14 protein-coding genes are annotated in these 14,737 nt (G+C 70.3%); 6 read left to right on the top strand and 8 right to left on the bottom strand.

Features of this window, described 5'->3' with window-relative positions; genetic code table 11:
- Nucleotides 1–14: 14 nt before the first annotated feature.
- The 5 genes from AB0259_RS12270 to AB0259_RS12250 are packed head-to-tail and all read right to left on the bottom strand — an operon-like array spanning nucleotide 15 to nucleotide 5,090.
- Nucleotides 15–1,046, bottom strand: coding sequence for a 2-dehydropantoate 2-reductase N-terminal domain-containing protein (locus tag AB0259_RS12270; protein WP_366222834.1), 1,032 nt, complete (start codon nucleotides 1,044–1,046; stop codon nucleotides 15–17).
- The gene (locus AB0259_RS12265; protein WP_366222833.1) at nucleotides 1,043–2,263 is read right to left on the bottom strand and encodes a M20 family metallopeptidase; all 1,221 of its coding nucleotides are present in this window, start codon (nucleotides 2,261–2,263) and stop codon (nucleotides 1,043–1,045) included. The genes AB0259_RS12270 and AB0259_RS12265 overlap by 4 nt, the downstream gene beginning before the upstream one ends.
- The gene (locus AB0259_RS12260; protein WP_366222832.1) at nucleotides 2,260–3,366 is read right to left on the bottom strand and encodes a membrane dipeptidase; all 1,107 of its coding nucleotides are present in this window, start codon (nucleotides 3,364–3,366) and stop codon (nucleotides 2,260–2,262) included. The genes AB0259_RS12265 and AB0259_RS12260 overlap by 4 nt, the downstream gene beginning before the upstream one ends.
- Entirely contained in the window at nucleotides 3,359–4,186 is an 828-nt protein-coding gene (locus tag AB0259_RS12255) for an SDR family oxidoreductase (protein WP_366222831.1), read from the bottom strand. The genes AB0259_RS12260 and AB0259_RS12255 overlap by 8 nt, the downstream gene beginning before the upstream one ends.
- Complete coding sequence (locus AB0259_RS12250) at nucleotides 4,179–5,090, bottom strand: isoaspartyl peptidase/L-asparaginase (RefSeq protein WP_366222829.1); 912 nt, start codon at nucleotides 5,088–5,090, stop codon at nucleotides 4,179–4,181. The genes AB0259_RS12255 and AB0259_RS12250 overlap by 8 nt, the downstream gene beginning before the upstream one ends.
- Nucleotides 5,091–5,252: 162 nt before the next feature.
- On the opposite strand from AB0259_RS12250, the gene AB0259_RS12245 reads away from it, so the two are divergent.
- The 4 genes from AB0259_RS12245 to AB0259_RS12230 all read left to right on the top strand — a co-directional run bounded on the left by AB0259_RS12245 (nucleotide 5,253) and on the right by AB0259_RS12230 (nucleotide 10,646).
- Complete coding sequence (locus AB0259_RS12245) at nucleotides 5,253–6,101, top strand: MurR/RpiR family transcriptional regulator (protein WP_366222827.1); 849 nt, start codon at nucleotides 5,253–5,255, stop codon at nucleotides 6,099–6,101.
- A gap of 58 nt (nucleotides 6,102–6,159) precedes the next feature.
- Nucleotides 6,160–7,053 carry a PRD domain-containing protein gene (locus AB0259_RS12240; RefSeq protein WP_366222826.1) on the top strand — a complete coding sequence of 298 codons (894 nt, stop codon included), beginning with the start codon at nucleotides 6,160–6,162 and terminating at the stop codon, nucleotides 7,051–7,053.
- 219 nt (nucleotides 7,054–7,272) lie between these two features.
- Nucleotides 7,273–9,132, top strand: coding sequence for a beta-glucoside-specific PTS transporter subunit IIABC (locus AB0259_RS12235; RefSeq protein WP_366222825.1), 1,860 nt, complete (start codon nucleotides 7,273–7,275; stop codon nucleotides 9,130–9,132).
- A gap of 98 nt (nucleotides 9,133–9,230) precedes the next feature.
- The gene (locus tag AB0259_RS12230) at nucleotides 9,231–10,646 is read left to right on the top strand and encodes a glycoside hydrolase family 1 protein (RefSeq protein ID WP_366222823.1); all 1,416 of its coding nucleotides are present in this window, start codon (nucleotides 9,231–9,233) and stop codon (nucleotides 10,644–10,646) included.
- A 51-nt stretch (nucleotides 10,647–10,697) separates the two neighbouring features.
- Here the strand turns inward: AB0259_RS12230 and mmuM are convergent, their stop codons facing one another.
- Nucleotides 10,698–11,576 carry a homocysteine S-methyltransferase gene (gene mmuM / locus AB0259_RS12225; RefSeq protein WP_366222821.1) on the bottom strand — a complete coding sequence of 293 codons (879 nt, stop codon included), beginning with the start codon at nucleotides 11,574–11,576 and terminating at the stop codon, nucleotides 10,698–10,700.
- A 55-nt stretch (nucleotides 11,577–11,631) separates the two neighbouring features.
- Here mmuM and AB0259_RS12220 point away from each other — a divergent pair, with 55 nt between their 5' ends.
- Together AB0259_RS12220 and AB0259_RS12215 are read left to right on the top strand one after the other, a co-directional pair.
- Nucleotides 11,632–12,099 (top strand): GNAT family N-acetyltransferase, encoded by a 468-nt coding sequence (locus AB0259_RS12220; protein WP_251581585.1) that lies wholly within the window; start codon nucleotides 11,632–11,634, stop codon nucleotides 12,097–12,099.
- 46 nt (nucleotides 12,100–12,145) lie between these two features.
- Nucleotides 12,146–12,994, top strand: a complete 849-nt coding sequence (locus AB0259_RS12215; RefSeq protein ID WP_251581583.1) for a Cof-type HAD-IIB family hydrolase — start codon at nucleotides 12,146–12,148, stop codon at nucleotides 12,992–12,994.
- A gap of 121 nt (nucleotides 12,995–13,115) precedes the next feature.
- Here AB0259_RS12215 and AB0259_RS12210 read toward each other — a convergent pair whose 3' ends face one another.
- Nucleotides 13,116–13,946, bottom strand: coding sequence for an NAD(P)-dependent oxidoreductase (locus AB0259_RS12210; RefSeq protein WP_366222819.1), 831 nt, complete (start codon nucleotides 13,944–13,946; stop codon nucleotides 13,116–13,118).
- Between the two features lie 16 nt (nucleotides 13,947–13,962).
- Nucleotides 13,963–14,733, bottom strand: coding sequence for an enoyl-CoA hydratase/isomerase family protein (locus tag AB0259_RS12205; protein WP_366222818.1), 771 nt, complete (start codon nucleotides 14,731–14,733; stop codon nucleotides 13,963–13,965).
- Between the last annotated feature and the right edge of the window lie 4 nt (nucleotides 14,734–14,737).

The raw sequence follows: 14,737 nt of genomic DNA, 5'->3' as shown, positions 1-14,737 counted from the left end.
TGACGCGGTGGTCACTACTCGGTCTCGTTCGGCACGAACGACGCGATATGCGCCTCGTCGTGACCGATCTCGTCGCGCTCGATCCGGCCGATGAGCTCCAGCAGCGTACGGAGCGCGGGCACCTCGATGCCGTGACGCTCGGCTGCGGCAATCACGGGCAGGAAGTGCGACGGCACTTCGGTGGCGCGGCGACGCACGGCGATGTCGCGCCAGACGCCCGAGCGGGTCTTCGGTTGCGTCTGCAGCCACGCGACGACGTCGTCGAAGACGGCGTCCTGCTCGGCCCGCGTGCCCGTCGGCGCGAACGCCATCGCCCGGTAGGCGTCGAAGTCCTCGAGACGGATGCCCTCGGCGAGCGCGACAGCGCTCACTTCGCCTGCCAGCAGGCGCATAGTGTCGCGGTAGCGGTCGACGAGGTCCCACATCTCGGCGTCGGCGAGCGCCGTCACCGACGACCATGAACCGAACGCGAGCTTCGCCCACAGGTAGCCCTGCACGTTGTCGGAGATGACCGGCTCGCCGATCCCCCTCAGCGCGTGGGCGAGGTCGCGCACGCGGGGGCTGCCAGGCACGCCGGCGCACTCCCCGAGCGACATCGCACCGGGGCCGCCGTCCTTCACGACGCCCGGCTCCACCACGTCGGCGAACAGATCGACGAAGGCCGCAACGGTGCGCTCGGCGCCTATGGCCTCGGCGATCTCGCTCTCGTTGAGACCGTTCTGCATCGACACGACGAAGCCGTCCTCAGCCAGCCGCGGCGCGATCCACGCCATCGCCGCGCCGGTCGCCTGCCCCTTGACGGCGAGCAGTACCGCACCTAATTCGGCCGGCGCATCGTCGAGCCCGAACGCGGGCACCCACCCGACGCGGTCGCCCGCGGCCCCGGTGACGCGCAAGCCGCGCTCGCGGATCGCGGTGACGTGCGCAGCATCCGCGTCGATGATCTGCACCGGACGGCCCGCCTCGAGCAGGGCGACCGCGAGGCTGCCGCCGATCGCGCCACCGCCGACGACGGTGAACGGGCGGGTCGTGCGGATGGTGCTCATCGGGTCTCCAGAGAGGTGTTCGGGTCGGTTGCCGCGCGCGGGCGCTCGACGGCACGGCGCAAGCGCCCGATCGCCCAGCGAGTCTCGAGCTCGATCGCGTCGCCGAGGACGGCGTCGTCGAAGCGGGCGGTCGCGGCGTGGTTGGCTGCGGGGTCGGCCACGCCGTCGGGACGGGCACCGAGGAAGGCGAACCACGAGGGCATGAGCGCCGCGATACGGGAGAAGTCCTCGGTCATCGCGGCGGGTCGGGGTGCGTCGCCGACGAGATCCGCGCCGAAGACATCCGCGGCGACAGCGCTCGCGAACCGGTGCTCGGCGGCATCCACGATCACCGATGGGTAGCCCTGCGTGATCGCGATGTCTACGGCTGCGCCGTGTGCCGCCGCAAGGCCCTCGCAGACGCGCTCGATGATCGCGACCGCACGCTCGCGCACTGTGGGGTCGAACGTGCGCAGGGTGGCGTCGAACTCGGCGCTCTCGGGGATGACGTTGCGGCGCGTGCCGGCGTGGACGTACCCAGGCGTGAAGACGACGGCCTCGTGCGCGTCGATGCCACGACTGAGCGCCACCGGGATGTGGCCGAGCGCACCCACCAGCGCAGGGATCGGGTCGACGGCGAGGTGCGGCGTGGCGCCGTGTCCTCCGACGCCGCGGAACACCGCGTGCACGGACGTGCCACTGCCGGTGACGGCACCGGCCCGCGAGCGGATCTCACCTCGGGGACGGTCCGAGAGCACGTGCAGGGCGAAGCCGGCGACCCACTCGGCACCGACGAGGTCGAGCAGCCCCTCCTCGACGAGCAGGCGGGCACCGTCGAGGGCTTCTTCGCCGGCCTGGAACAGCAGTGCGACATCGCCCGCGAGGTCAGCGCGGCGGGCGGCGAGCGCATGGGCGGCGCCGACCAGGGCTGCGGTGTGGAGGTCGTGGCCGCAGGCGTGCATCGCCTCGGTCGCGCTGGCGAAAGGTTCACCGGACGCCTCGACGACGGGCAGCGCGTCCATGTCGGCGCGCAGCAGCACGGCACGGCGAGCGCCCTCGGAGGTGGTGGCGCCGCGGATGACCGCGATGAAGGAGCTGGTCTCGCGCGAGTCGAGGATCTCGAGCCCGAGGGGCGCCAGCGCCGTGCGCACGCGGCGGACGGTGCGCGGGAGGCGCAGTCCGATCTCGGGGTCGGCGTGCAGGTCGCGGCGGAGCGCGACGGCGTCGAAGGTGGTCATGCGGCACGCTCCGGGAGGACGGCGGTGAGCAGGCGGCGGGCATTACCGCCGAGCACGGCGGCGATGTCGACGTCGGCCCAGCCTCGGGTGATGAGCGCACGGCAGACCTGCACGGGCAGCTCTGACGGATTGTCGGCGCCCGCGACCGGCTCGAGATCGAACGGCACGGCACCGGCGGGCGGCTCGCTGCCGCGCGAGTCGAGGGCACGGTACAGCCCGACGTGGTCGCCGTAGAACGTGTCGCCGCCGAGGGCGACCGCGTCGACGCCGAACGACTCGGCGCAGTACTCGATGTGGCGCACGACATCGTGGACGGTGTGGCCCGCGGCATTCGCGTCGGTCCGGGTCGAACCGGGCGCCGCCTCGATGCCGATGACCCCGCCCCGCTCGGCGGCGGCGCGGATCACCCTGTCGGGGACCATCCGGGTCGACCCCCACAGCGACTGCGCGCCGGCGTGGTTGATCGCGACCGGGGCGGTGGACGCCTCGATCGCCTCGAGCGAGGTGCGGTCACCGGCGTGCGACACGTCGACGACCATGCCGAGGGCGTTCATGCGGGCGATCGCCTCGTGCCCGAAGTTGGTGAGTCCGGTGTCGTGCTGAGCCAGCCCGCAGCCGAGCGGCGAGCCGTGGTTGTAGGCGACGCCCGCCATGACGATCCCGAGGCGCTGCAATTCGTCGAGGTCGCCGAGCGTTCGGACCGTGCCGAGGTCTTCGAGCCCGAGCGCGACGCCGACTCCGGGGCCGTCGAGGTCGGTCCGGGTGCGCACCGGGCGGAGGCCGGACTGCGCGGCGATCTGCCCAGACATCGATGCGGCCCACGAGGCGACGAACGCCGGGTCGGGCTGCGAGAAGCAGGTCGCGACGACGAGGTCGAGGGCGGATGCCGCGAGCTCGTCGCCCGCGAGCACGTCGACCGCACCCCGCATGTGGGCCGCCCACGTGTCCGCGGTGAGCGGCTCGGGCAGGCGGACGGGGTGCTCATGCAGCGACGCGACGGGACCGGCGAGGAGCGCGCGTGCGCGCGCCTCACCGGCGGCGTCGAGCGGGACTGTGGGGGCGGTCGCCGCGTCGCCTCCCGTCGCGTAGCCGAGCTCAGGCATCCGTCGTGGAGACCTCTCCGTGGATACCGAGCGACATGACCGGCCACGAGCGGGGCAGGCCGGCGTTGCCGGTGCTGGAGCCACCGTCCACGCGGATGATCGTCCCGGTCACCCAGTTGGCCGCGTTGGAGGCGACCCAGAGCACGGCTTCGCCGATGTCTTCAGGCGTGCCGTCGCGGCCGAGCGGGTTCTGGTCGGCGCCCTGACGGTACTTCTCCTCATACGGGTTCACCGGGCTTTGCACCGCAACGAAGCCGGGCGACACCGCGTTGACGCGGATGCCGAGGGGGCCGAGCTCGAGCGCCGACGCCTTCGTCCACATCTCGAGGGCGGCCTTCGAGGTGGAGTACGGCGCCGCCGCCGTACGGGCACGGAGCGCGGCACCGGAGGTGATGTTCACAACGCTGCCGATGCGACCTTCGGCCTTCGCGCGCTTCGCGAACGCGACGGTCGTGAGGACGGCGGAGCGGACGTTGACGTCTTGGATCGCGTCCCACACCTTCGCGGTGAGCTCGAGCAGCGGCGTAGAGGGGTAGATGCCCGCTCCGTTGACGACGAGGTCGACCGGGCCGGTGCGCTCCCACGCGGTGTCGATCGCGGCACCGGGGTCGGTCTCGCTCGTGAGGTCGGCGACGATGTGGCCGACGGTGGCGCCTGCGACGGATGCCGCGATCTGCCCGGCCGCGTCGCGCAGTGCGTCCGCGCGGTAGTCGACGAGCGTGACGGCCGCGCCGGCCCGGGCGAGCACGGTCGCGATGCCGATGCCGATGCCGCCGGCACCGCCGGTGACGACGGCGTGGGTGATGGTGGTGTCAGACATGCGTGTGGATCTCTCCTCGGTCGAGCCAGCCGGAGAACATGCCCTCCGTGTTGTAGGTCAGGTGGATGCCGCCGCGCGCGTCGACGGCGATGAGCCCGCCGCGGCCGTCGGCGTCACCGAGATCAGCCATGGCAGCGTGGACGGCGTCACCGAGCGTCGCGTCGGTGTGTTTCAGGTGGGCGTGCACGGAGTGCGCGAGCGCCTGGCGCATGAACTCCTCACCGACGCCGGTGCATGAGATCGCGACCGTGTCGTTCGCGGCCCAGGTGCCGGCGCCGATGATCGGGCTGTCCCCGACCCGTCCGGGCAGCTGGTTGGCTGTGCCGCCGGTCGAGGTCGCCGCAGCGAGCGCCCCGGACGCATCACGGGCGACAGCGCCGACCGTGCCGTGACGCGGACCGGTGAGCTCCTTCGCACGCAGCTTCTCGAGCTGGGCGACACGGGCGGGGGTGATGAAGTACTCGGGCGGGACAAGGTCGAGCCCCCACGCCTCGACCATCGACAGCGAAGGGTCGACGAGAAGCACGTGCGAGGTCTGCTCCATCACCGCACGCGCCGCCAGCACGGGGTTGCGAACGGCCCGCACGCCGGCGACGCCACCGGCGTCGCCGGCACCCACCATGACAGCCGCGTCGAGCTCGGCGTATCCGTCGGCGTTCAACGCGGCGCCGTGCGCCGCGTTGAACAAGGGCGAGTCCTCGAGGACGAGCACGGCCGCGCAGACGGCGTCGAGGGCAGCGCCACCGGCGTCCAGCACGACTTTGCCTGCTCGCACCGCCTTCGCGAGCGCGGCGTGGTACTCGGCCTTCTCATCATCGACGAGCAGGGAGGGTCGGGCTCCAGCGCCGCCGTGGATAGCGAGGGCGGGACCGTCACTGACGTCCGCGCGCAGGGTCGTGAGCATAGGGAGGAACTCTCGGATCGGGGGAGCGACGGGTTCGGGGCCGCCACATCCAAGCTGACACGAACGATTCACATGTCCAACCCGAGGCGCAATCTGTAACATGCATTTCACATCTCGTTTATCGATGCACGCTACGTTCGGGGTGTGCCCGAACCTTCCGCCGTGCCCGCACCCTCCGATGAGCAGGTCTCCGTGGTCGAGTTGATCCACGACGCGATGCCGCGCATGTCGACCACCGACCGTCGCATCGCGCACATCCTCCTGGCCGACCTCCCTCGCGGTGCACTCGGAACCGCAAGCGAGCTGGCGGCGCGTGCCGAAGTGTCAGCAGCCAGCGTCGTGCGGTTCTGCCGACGCATCGGGTTCGCCGGCTTCACGGACCTCGGCGAACGCGTCCGCACCGAGGTATCGCGCACCGCGAACAGTCCCGTCGCCCGCGCTCGCACCCTCCGGCCCGACACGGCGCTCGACCGCGAACTCGAGCATCGCGCGGAACTCGTCCGGACCGTCATGTCGTCGGTGCCCGCGAACGAGATCGATCGCGTCCTCACCCTCCTGTCCGACACGGCGCGAACCGTCATGACGGCAGGTGGCACGCTCTCCCAGCTCGCGGCGAGATACCTGCAGCTGCAGCTGCGGCACGTGCGCCCCCGGGTTCTCCACCTCGCCGATCCCGACCAGTCCGATGTCGGGACCGTCCTCGACCTCCGGCGTCGTGACATCGTCGTGCTGTTCGACTTCCGCCGCTACGAGCCCCGCTCGATGCGCCTGGCTGAGCGGGCGCGTGAGCGCGGAGCGTCCGTCATCCTCGTGACCGATGCGTGGCTCTCACCGGTCGCCCGGATCGCCGACATCGTGCTCCCTCTCGACGTCGAGGCGAGTTTCCTCGACAGCCTCACGCCCGCGTTCGCGCTCGTCGAATCACTTGTACCGGCTCTTGCCGCCCGCCTCGGCGAGAAGTCGTTGCACCAGATGGACCGCATCGAGAGCCTGCGTCAACGAGCCGACTGACTCGCCCTGCTGTCGATGGCGGGCTGGGCGGATGCCGGGCGGCTCTAGACTCGTCGCCATGACGGAAGGGGCTCCGCAGCGGCGCGGCACGGTCGTGCACAAGGTGCTCAACAACAACGTCGTCATCTCACTCGACGAGCAGGGCCGCGAGCGCGTGCTGATGGGCCGCGGGCTCGGATTCCAGCTGAGGCCCACCGACACGATCGACCCCGCGAAAGTCGAGAAGACCTTCATCCTCGAGACGGGCGAGGACGGCGAGCGCGAACGGCGGATGCTGACCGACACCCCCTACGCCATCGTCGAGGCCGTCTCGCGCGCCGTCGACCACGCGGAGCGCTCGCTCGGCCATCACCTCGGACGCCGCCTCACGATCGCCGTCATCGACCACGTGCAGTTCGTGCTCGAGCGCCTGGAGAAGGGGATCCGGATCCCCGCCGCGAACATGCCCGAGCTGCGCGTGCTGCACCCCGCCGAGTTCGCCGCGGCGAAGACGATGGCCGAGTCGATCTCGGCCGCCCTCGAGACCGAGCTGCCCGCCGAGGAGGCCGTCTTCCTCACGATGCACGTGCTGAACGCGACCCGGGACGAACCCAACGGCACCGCCGCACTGCTCTTTCGCCGCGTCCAGCACGTCGTCCTGACGGTCGAGAACGGGCTCGGCGTGAAACTCGACGTCGAGAGCCCCGACTACGCCCGGTTCGTGCTCCACATCCAGTTCCTCCTGCAGCGCCTCGTGTCGAGGTCGATGCTTCGCAGCGCCGACAGCTCGTTCTTCGAGTTCGCCAAGCACAGCTACCCGCGCTCGTTCGCCATCGCACAGGAGGTGAAGGCGTACGTCAAAGCCGCGACCGAGTCCGAGCTCACCGACGAGGAGCTCCTGTACGTCATCGTGCACGTCGAGCGGCTCGCGTCACAGGTCGGGGCACCGCCGGCTTCCGCTCCGGGAGGATGACACTGGCGTCCTATTCGGATGCATGCTAATGTCTCGGATCGCAGGCCGATGCAGACCTGCGACGCGACGGATTGTTACTGCGGCAGCAGGCAAAACCTGAACTCACATCGCTCTCACGAGCGGTGAACGAGTTCAGGTTTTTTTGTTGCCCGGAAACGGGCCCGGCGCGTGATCCACCCGAGAATGCCGCGCCGATGCGGCAAGAAAGAGCGTGTCCCGATGGACTACTCGAAGACCGCGGCCGGCGTCCTGAAGGGCGTCGGCGGAGAAGAGAACGTCAGTTCGCTCGTGCACTGCGCCACCCGCCTGCGCTTCGTGCTGAAGGACGAGTCGAAAGCCGACACCGCCGCCGTGAAGGCGACCCCCGGTGTCGTGACCGTGGCCCAGGCCGGCGGGCAGTACCAGGTGGTCATCGGCAACGACGTCCCCGACGTCTTCGCCGAGATCGGCAGGATCTCGAAGCTCGGTGCCGCATCGGCCGACGGAGCGACCTCGGATGCCCCCAAGGGCAACCTGTTCAACCGTTTCATCTCGATGATCTCGGCCATCTTCACCCCCGTCTTGTGGGCCCTCGCCGGCACTGGTCTGCTCAAGGCGTTCCTCGCCGCAGCGGTCACATTCGGGTGGATCGCCACCGACACGACGACCTACGCCGTCCTCAACGCGCTGTCCGACGCGTTCATCAACTTCCTGCCGATCGCCCTGTCGATCACCGCCGCGCGCTACTTCAAGGCAAACGAGTGGACGTCGCTGGCGATCGCCGGCGCCCTCGTCTACCCCACGATGGCGGGACTCGTCGGTCAGCCGGGGCTCACCTTCTTCGGCATCCCCTTCACGATGGTCAGCTACGTCTCGAGCGTCATCCCGATCATCGTGATCGTCTGGCTGCAGAGCCACGCTGAGAAGGTCCTCTACCGCGTGCTCCCCGGGGCCGTGAAGCGCTTCATGACCCCGATGATCGTCGTGCTCATCGCCGTTCCGCTCATCTTCGTCGTGATCGGTCCGATCTCCGACCTCGTCGGCGGCGGACTCGGCAAGGGCATCGGCTGGGTCTTCGAGAACGCCCCGTGGGCGGGCGGCGCCATCATGGGTGGGCTGTGGCAGGTCTTCGTCATCTTCGGCCTGCACTGGGGTCTCGTTCCGCTGTTCACCCTCGAGTTCCAGACGACCGGTCAGATCTCGCTCGTCGGGCCCGTCTTCGCCGCCGTGCTCGCGCAGGCCGCTGCCGTGGCCGGTGTCTGGGTGCGTGCGCGCAACAAGAACCTCAAGTCGCTCGCCGCCCCCGCGACGCTGTCCGGCTTCCTCGCCGGCATCACCGAGCCCGCGATCTACGGCATCAACCTGCCGCTCAAGCGCCCCTTCGCGTTCGGCATCGTCGGCGGCGCGATCGGCGGCGCGATCATCGCGATCGGCGGGGTGTTCGCGACCGCATTCGTAGTCCCCTCCGGTCTCGCTCTCCCGGCCCTGCTCGGCAACGGGAACATGGTGTTCCTCGGCATCGGACTCCTCGTCGCGATCGCCGTGCCGTTCCTGCTGACGGTCCTCATCGGCTTCGTCGAGCCGACCGAGGAAGCCGCCCCAGCGGCTGCGCCGGCCGCCACCGACCTCGAGGTCCTCAGCCCCCTCGACGGCACGGTCGTGCCGCTGTCCGAGACCCCCGATGCCGCGTTCGCCGAAGGCGCCCTCGGCGACGGTGTCGCGATCCTCCCCCGCAGCGGCGCCCTGTACGCACCGTTCGACGCGACGATCGCCGCCGCGTTCCCGACCGGCCACGCGATCGGCCTGCGGCACGCCGACGGCGCCGAGGTGCTCATCCACATCGGCATCGACACGGTCAAGCTCGGCGGCACCCACTTCGATGTCAAGGTCACGACGGGGCAGCAGGTGAAGGCCGGCGATCTCCTCGTCGAGTTCGACGGCGACGCCATCGAGCGGGCCGGGTACGACCTGACCACCCCGATCGTCGTGACCAACGGCGAGCTCTACCCGGCGATCACCGGTCGGGCGTCCGGCCCCATCGCGCACGGCGAGCCGCTCTTCACGGCCGTCTCGGTCGAGTCCGCGGCCGTCTCGGCCTGATTCCCAGCGGATGCCGGGTGTCGCCCGCTCCGCGCGGCGACACCCGGCATCCGCTTCCTCTTGAACACTCCGAACCCCCGATACGAAACGAGAGACACATGAGCACCACCTCCTTCCCCGACAGCTTCCTCTGGGGCGGCGCGACCGCCGCGAACCAGATCGAGGGTGGATACGACCAGGGCGGGAAGGGACTCTCGGTCCAGGACGTCATGCCGCGCGGCATCTTCGGTCCGCGCACGGCCGCGCCCACCCCCGACAACCTCAAGCTCGAGGCGATCGACTTCTACCACCGCTACGCCGAGGACATCGCGCTGTTCGCCGAGATGGGCTTCGGCGTCTACCGGTTCTCGATCGCCTGGAGCCGGATCTTCCCGAACGGTGACGACGCCGAGCCCAATGAGGAGGGCCTCGCCTTCTACGACCGGGTGCTCGACGAACTCGAGAAGCACGGCATCGAACCGCTCGTGACGATCTCGCACTACGAGACACCGCTCCACCTCGCCGAGACCTACGACGGCTGGACCGATCGCCGCCTCATCGGCTTCTACGAGCGCTACGCCCGGACGCTCTTCGAGCGATACGGCGCGCGCGTGAAGTACTGGCTCACGTTCAACGAGATCAACTCGCTGCTGCACGCGCCCTTCATGTCGGGCGGCATCAACACACCGAAGGACGAACTCGGCGAGCAGGCGCTGTACCAGGCGATGCACCACGAGCTGGTCGCCTCCGCCCGGGCCACTCACATCGCCCGCGAGGTCGCGCCGAGCGCGCAGATCGGCTGCATGGTGCTGTCCATGCCGGTGTACCCGCTGAGCCCCTCGCCCGCCGACGCCCTCGAGGTGCTGCAGTTCGACCACTCGAACCTCGTCTACGGCGACGTCCACACCCGCGGCGAGTACCCGGGCTACTTCCTTCGCACCCTGCGAGAGAAGGGCATCGAGCTCGAGATCACCGACGAGGACCGCGAGGACCTCACCAACACGGTCGACTTCGTCTCGTTCAGCTACTACATGTCGGTCGCCGCGACCGCCGACCCCGCCAAGAAGGTCACGGGTGAGGGAAACATCATGGGCGGCGTTCCGAACCCCACGCTCGAAGCGAGCGAGTGGGGCTGGCAGATCGATCCCGTCGGCCTCCGACTGGTGATCAACCAGTTCTGGGACCGCTGGCAGAAGCCGCTGTTCGTCGTCGAGAACGGTCTGGGCGCGAAGGACCAGCTCGTCGAGGTCGACGGCGTGAAGACCGTCCTCGACGACTACAGGATCGCCTACCTCAACGATCACCTCGTCCAGGTCGGCGAGGCGATCGAGGACGGCGCCACCGTCCTCGGCTACACCTCGTGGGGCTGCATCGACGTCGTCAGCGCCTCGAGCGCGCAGCTGAGCAAGCGGTACGGGTTCATCTACGTCGACCGGAACGACGACGGCACCGGATCGCTCGAGCGCTACAAGAAGAAGTCGTTCGACTGGTACGCGGAGGTCATCCGCACCAACGGCGCGTCGCTCACGCGTTGAGGCGACCGGTGCGGCCGCGGTGACCCGAACCCGCGGCCGCACCGGCCCCGATCAGTCCTTCAGGCGTCGCGCGAGCCCGGCGATGTCCTTGGGCGTCGTGCGGCAGCATCCGCCGATGAGCCGCGCTCCGGCATCCAGCCACGCGTCGACGTCCGCGAAGGTCGCCGTCGCGTCGCCGTGCCACGAGCGCGAGACGGCGTCCCAGACTTCACCGCTGTTCGGATAGACGACGGCGGACGTCGCGCTCGGCATGGCGGTCAGAACACGGGCGATCTCGCGCGGCGGGCAGCAGTTCGCGCCGACGGCGACCACCTCGGCGGGCGACGCGGCCGTCGCGAGCCCTGCTGCGAGCGCGCCGTCGTCCGCGAACGCGGTGCTGGAACCCGAGAGCGAGACCCACGCCGGGATCCCGACGCCCTCGAGCGCGATCGCCACCGCCTCGGCCTCGGCGGGCGAGGCGATCGTCTCGACCGCGAGCAGATCGGGCCCGGCCTCGGAGAGCACGTGCAACCGTCGCCGATGCCACTCGGCCAGTTCGCCCACCGACATGCCGTAGGCACCGGTGTACTCGCTCCCGTCCGCGCGCACGGCGCCGAACGGACCGACGGATGCGGCGACCCACGCACGACCGTCGGTCGCCTCGCGCGCGAGTCGCACCGAGGCCCCGAGCAGGGCGTCGACCTCGGCGGCATCCTTCCCCGCCTCCGCCAGATTGTCGTAGCCCAGCTGGTACGACGCCGTCGTCACGATGTCGGCGCCGGCGTCGACGAAGGCGGCGTGCACGTCGCGCACGTCGCCCGGGGCGTCGATGAGCACACCGGCCGACCACAGCACGCCGCTGAGGTCGTGGCCGCGGGCTTCGAGCATCGTGCCGAGTCCGCCGTCGAGCACGAGGGGACGGGCGGCGATCGCGGAGCGCACATCGGGCATGCGGTCACTCTAGGCGGGCGGCCGCCGCCACCCGCGCGCGGATTACGCTGAACGAATGAGCACCGCCCGCATCCGCCCCATCTCCGTCGACGACGCGGGCGAGGTGCTCACCCTGCAGCGGGCGGCCTTCGTGCAGGAGGCGCTCATCTACGACGCCGTCGACATGCCGCCGCTCACGCAGACCCTGGACGAGGTGCGCGGCGAGCTCGAGGAGAACCTCGGATGCGTCGCCCTCGACGGCGAGCGCATGGTCGGCTGCGTGCGCGCCCGTGTGGACGGCGACCTGCTGCTCATCGGCCGCATCGCGATCGCCCCCGACCAGCAGGGCTCGGGTCTCGGCACGGCACTGCTGTCGGCGGTCGAGGAGCGCGGCCGCGAGGCCGGCGCCACGACGGCGGAGCTGTTCACCGGCTCTCTCAGCGAGGCGAACCTGCGCCTGTACGAGCGCGAGGGGTACGAGGAGAGCGAGCGGGTCCCGGGGGACGACGGCACCGAGCAGGTCTTCCTGCGCAAGCGGCTCTGACCCTCCCGCGGAGCGCGCGTCCGTCCGCATCCGGAAGAATGGACGCATGACGCGCATCGCTTTCCTGGACGTGGACGGAACCATCCTCGAGCACGGGACGGCCATCGCCGACTCGACGATCACCGCCATCCGGACGGCGCGCGAGAACGGCCACCTCGTGTACCTCTGCACGGGCCGCGCGGCAGGCGACATCCACCCCAAGGTCCGCGAGATCGGCTACGACGGCGCGATCACGAACGGCGGCGCCTACGCCGTCCGCGGCGACGAGCGGCTCTTCGCCGACCCGATGCCGCGCGAGGACACCGACCGGCTCATCTCCTACTTCGAGGCGGAGGACATCGACTACTTCCTGCAGTCCGACGAGGCGGTCTACGCGAGCGAGGGTGTGGGCGCCATGCTCGACGAGTACTTCGCCGAGCGCCGCAAGCGCCACCTCGAGGACGCCCGCCGCCTCGGGCAGACCGACGTCGTCGAGCCGAAGCCCATCGTCACCTACCGTCCTGTGCACGAGGCGGACCTGGACGCGATCGCGAAGACGACGTTCATCAGCAAGCGCTCCGACAGCGTCGACAAGGCCCAGGCCGACCTCGGCGAGCGGTTCCACGTCATCCCCGGCAGCATCCCCCTCCCTGGCGGCTCCAACGGCGAGATCGGCCTGCGCGGGACGACGAAGGGATCAGCGATCCTCCGGGTGCTCGACATCCTCGGGCTGGATGCCGCCGACGCGATCGGCATCGGCGACAGCTGGAACGATGCCGAGATGTTCGACGTCGTCGGCTCCCCCGTCGCCATGGGCAACGCCGACCCGGCTCTGAAGGAGCGGGCGGGCAACGTCACGACCGACGTCCTCGACGATGGCGTGTGGAACGCCTTCGTGAAGCTCGGGCTCGTCTGACGCGCGCCGCGCTGCGTGCGCGGGGCCGCGTGCGCGGATGCAATGGATCGTGCGCGACACCCCAGCATCCGCTCGTGCTCGCGCGGCGTGTCGGCCCGAATCCATTGCATCCGCGAGCGGGTCAGTCGAGGAAGATGTCGGGGAACAGCTCGGTGTCGGGGGTGCCGGGTGTCGCGGCATAGCGCGAGAAGTCGGTGACGCCGGCATCGCGCAGCACGTCTTCGACGATGAGCGTGTGCCCGGTGACCTCGCGCGACGGCCGGCAAAGCACCTCGTAGGCGGCGTCGGCGTAGATCTCCGGCGTGCGGCTGACCTTCATCATGCGGTCGCCGCCGAGGGCGAACTGCACCGCCGCCGTGGCGATCGTCGTCTGCGGCCACAGCGTGTTGGCGGCGACGCCGTCCTTCGCGAACTCCGCGGCAAGCCCGAGCGTCGCCATCGTCATGCCGTACTTCGCGAGGGTGTAGCCGGTGTGCGCGCCGAGCCACTTCGGCGAGATGTTGAGCGGGGGCGACAGGGAGAGGATGTGGGGGTTCTCGGCGTCCTTCAGGATCGGCAGCGCTGCCCGCGACAGCATGAAGGTGCCGCGCACATTGACGTCCTGCATGAGGTCGTACTTCTTCGCCGCGAGCTCGAGCGAACCCGACAGGTCGATGACCGACGCGTTGTTGACGACGATGTCGATGCCGCCGAACTCGCCCTGCGTCTTCATGACGGCCTCGGTGATGTCGCCGTCGTCGCGGACGTCGCCCACGATCGGCAACGCCTGGCCACCGGCCGCGCGAATCTGATCGGCCGCCGAGTGCACCGTCCCTTCGAGCTTGGGATGCGGGGTGTCGGTCTTCGCGAGCAGCGCGATGTTCGCGCCGTCGCGGGCGGCGCGCAGGGCGATCGCGAGGCCGATGCCGCGGCTGCCGCCCGACATGAGGATGGTCTTGCCGGCGAGGGTCATGGGTTCTCCAGGAGGATCAGGATCGACGGGACCGGGATGCCGCAGCGAAGGCGGCGACACGGGTCCTCGAGTCGTCGGTGTCGAAGGCGGCGCCGATCGTGCGCGCCTCGTCGTCGAGGTTCTCGGCGAACGAGCGGCCGGCACCGGTGCGGACGAGGCGCTTGGCCTCTCCGAACGCGCCGGTCGCGCCGTCGAGCCAGGCCCGGGCGACCTGCTCTGCACGGGCACCGGGCTGCTCGACGACCTCGGTGACGAGCCCCCACTCGAGTGCGGTGGGCGCGTCGATCGTCGTGTCGGTCAGCAGCAGCTGCAGCGCCCGCCGCTCCCCGATCGCGGCGGGCAGCAGCGTCGAGACGCCGAGGTCGGGCGTCAGGCCGATGTTGGCGTACTTGCTGACGAACACGGCGCGCGGCGAGGCGACGATGTGGTCCGCCGTCAGCATCAGTCCCAGCCCACCGCCGGCGACCGCACCCTGCACCGCCGCGACCATCGGGATCGACGACTCCACGAAGGTGCGGATGCCGTCGTGGATCACCCCGGCCATCTCGGTGATGGCCCCGCCGTCACCCCCGGAGGTCGCCATCTGCACGACATCGCCGCCGGCGCAGAACGCCGGGCCCGCGGCATCCAGCACGATCGCCCCGACCGTGGGGTCGCTCGTCACCTCGTGCGCGAGGTCGCGCCAGCGCGTGCCCATCTCGAAGTCCATGGCGTTGAGGGACGCCGGGCGGTTGAAGGTCAGCCGCGCGAGCGCGCCCTCGCGGCGCAGCAGGATCGTGTCGCTCATCGGT

Source organism: Microbacterium sp. NPDC080005, assembly GCF_040702445.1.
Classification (GTDB): domain Bacteria; phylum Actinomycetota; class Actinomycetes; order Actinomycetales; family Microbacteriaceae; genus Microbacterium; species Microbacterium oleivorans_D.
This window is presented reverse-complemented; position numbering and strand designations above follow the sequence as displayed.

What these genes read in the sequence shown, in the direction of transcription:
- AB0259_RS12220 (WP_251581585.1), top strand. Translation starts at nt 11,632, where the DNA reads ATGAGCACCGCCCGCATCCGCCCCATCTCCGTCGACGACGCGGGCGAG.
- AB0259_RS12255 (WP_366222831.1), bottom strand. Translation starts at nt 4,186, where the DNA reads ATGTCTGACACCACCATCACCCACGCCGTCGTCACCGGCGGTGCCGGC.
- AB0259_RS12235 (WP_366222825.1), top strand. Translation starts at nt 7,273, where the DNA reads ATGGACTACTCGAAGACCGCGGCCGGCGTCCTGAAGGGCGTCGGCGGA.
- AB0259_RS12265 (WP_366222833.1), bottom strand. Translation starts at nt 2,263, where the DNA reads ATGACCACCTTCGACGCCGTCGCGCTCCGCCGCGACCTGCACGCCGAC.
- AB0259_RS12230 (WP_366222823.1), top strand. Translation starts at nt 9,231, where the DNA reads ATGAGCACCACCTCCTTCCCCGACAGCTTCCTCTGGGGCGGCGCGACC.
- AB0259_RS12250 (WP_366222829.1), bottom strand. Translation starts at nt 5,090, where the DNA reads ATGCTCACGACCCTGCGCGCGGACGTCAGTGACGGTCCCGCCCTCGCT.
- AB0259_RS12210 (WP_366222819.1), bottom strand. Translation starts at nt 13,946, where the DNA reads ATGACCCTCGCCGGCAAGACCATCCTCATGTCGGGCGGCAGCCGCGGC.
- mmuM (WP_366222821.1), bottom strand. Translation starts at nt 11,576, where the DNA reads ATGCCCGATGTGCGCTCCGCGATCGCCGCCCGTCCCCTCGTGCTCGAC.
- AB0259_RS12260 (WP_366222832.1), bottom strand. Translation starts at nt 3,366, where the DNA reads ATGCCTGAGCTCGGCTACGCGACGGGAGGCGACGCGGCGACCGCCCCC.
- AB0259_RS12215 (WP_251581583.1), top strand. Translation starts at nt 12,146, where the DNA reads ATGACGCGCATCGCTTTCCTGGACGTGGACGGAACCATCCTCGAGCAC.
- AB0259_RS12270 (WP_366222834.1), bottom strand. Translation starts at nt 1,046, where the DNA reads ATGAGCACCATCCGCACGACCCGCCCGTTCACCGTCGTCGGCGGTGGC.
- AB0259_RS12205 (WP_366222818.1), bottom strand. Translation starts at nt 14,733, where the DNA reads ATGAGCGACACGATCCTGCTGCGCCGCGAGGGCGCGCTCGCGCGGCTG.
- AB0259_RS12240 (WP_366222826.1), top strand. Translation starts at nt 6,160, where the DNA reads ATGACGGAAGGGGCTCCGCAGCGGCGCGGCACGGTCGTGCACAAGGTG.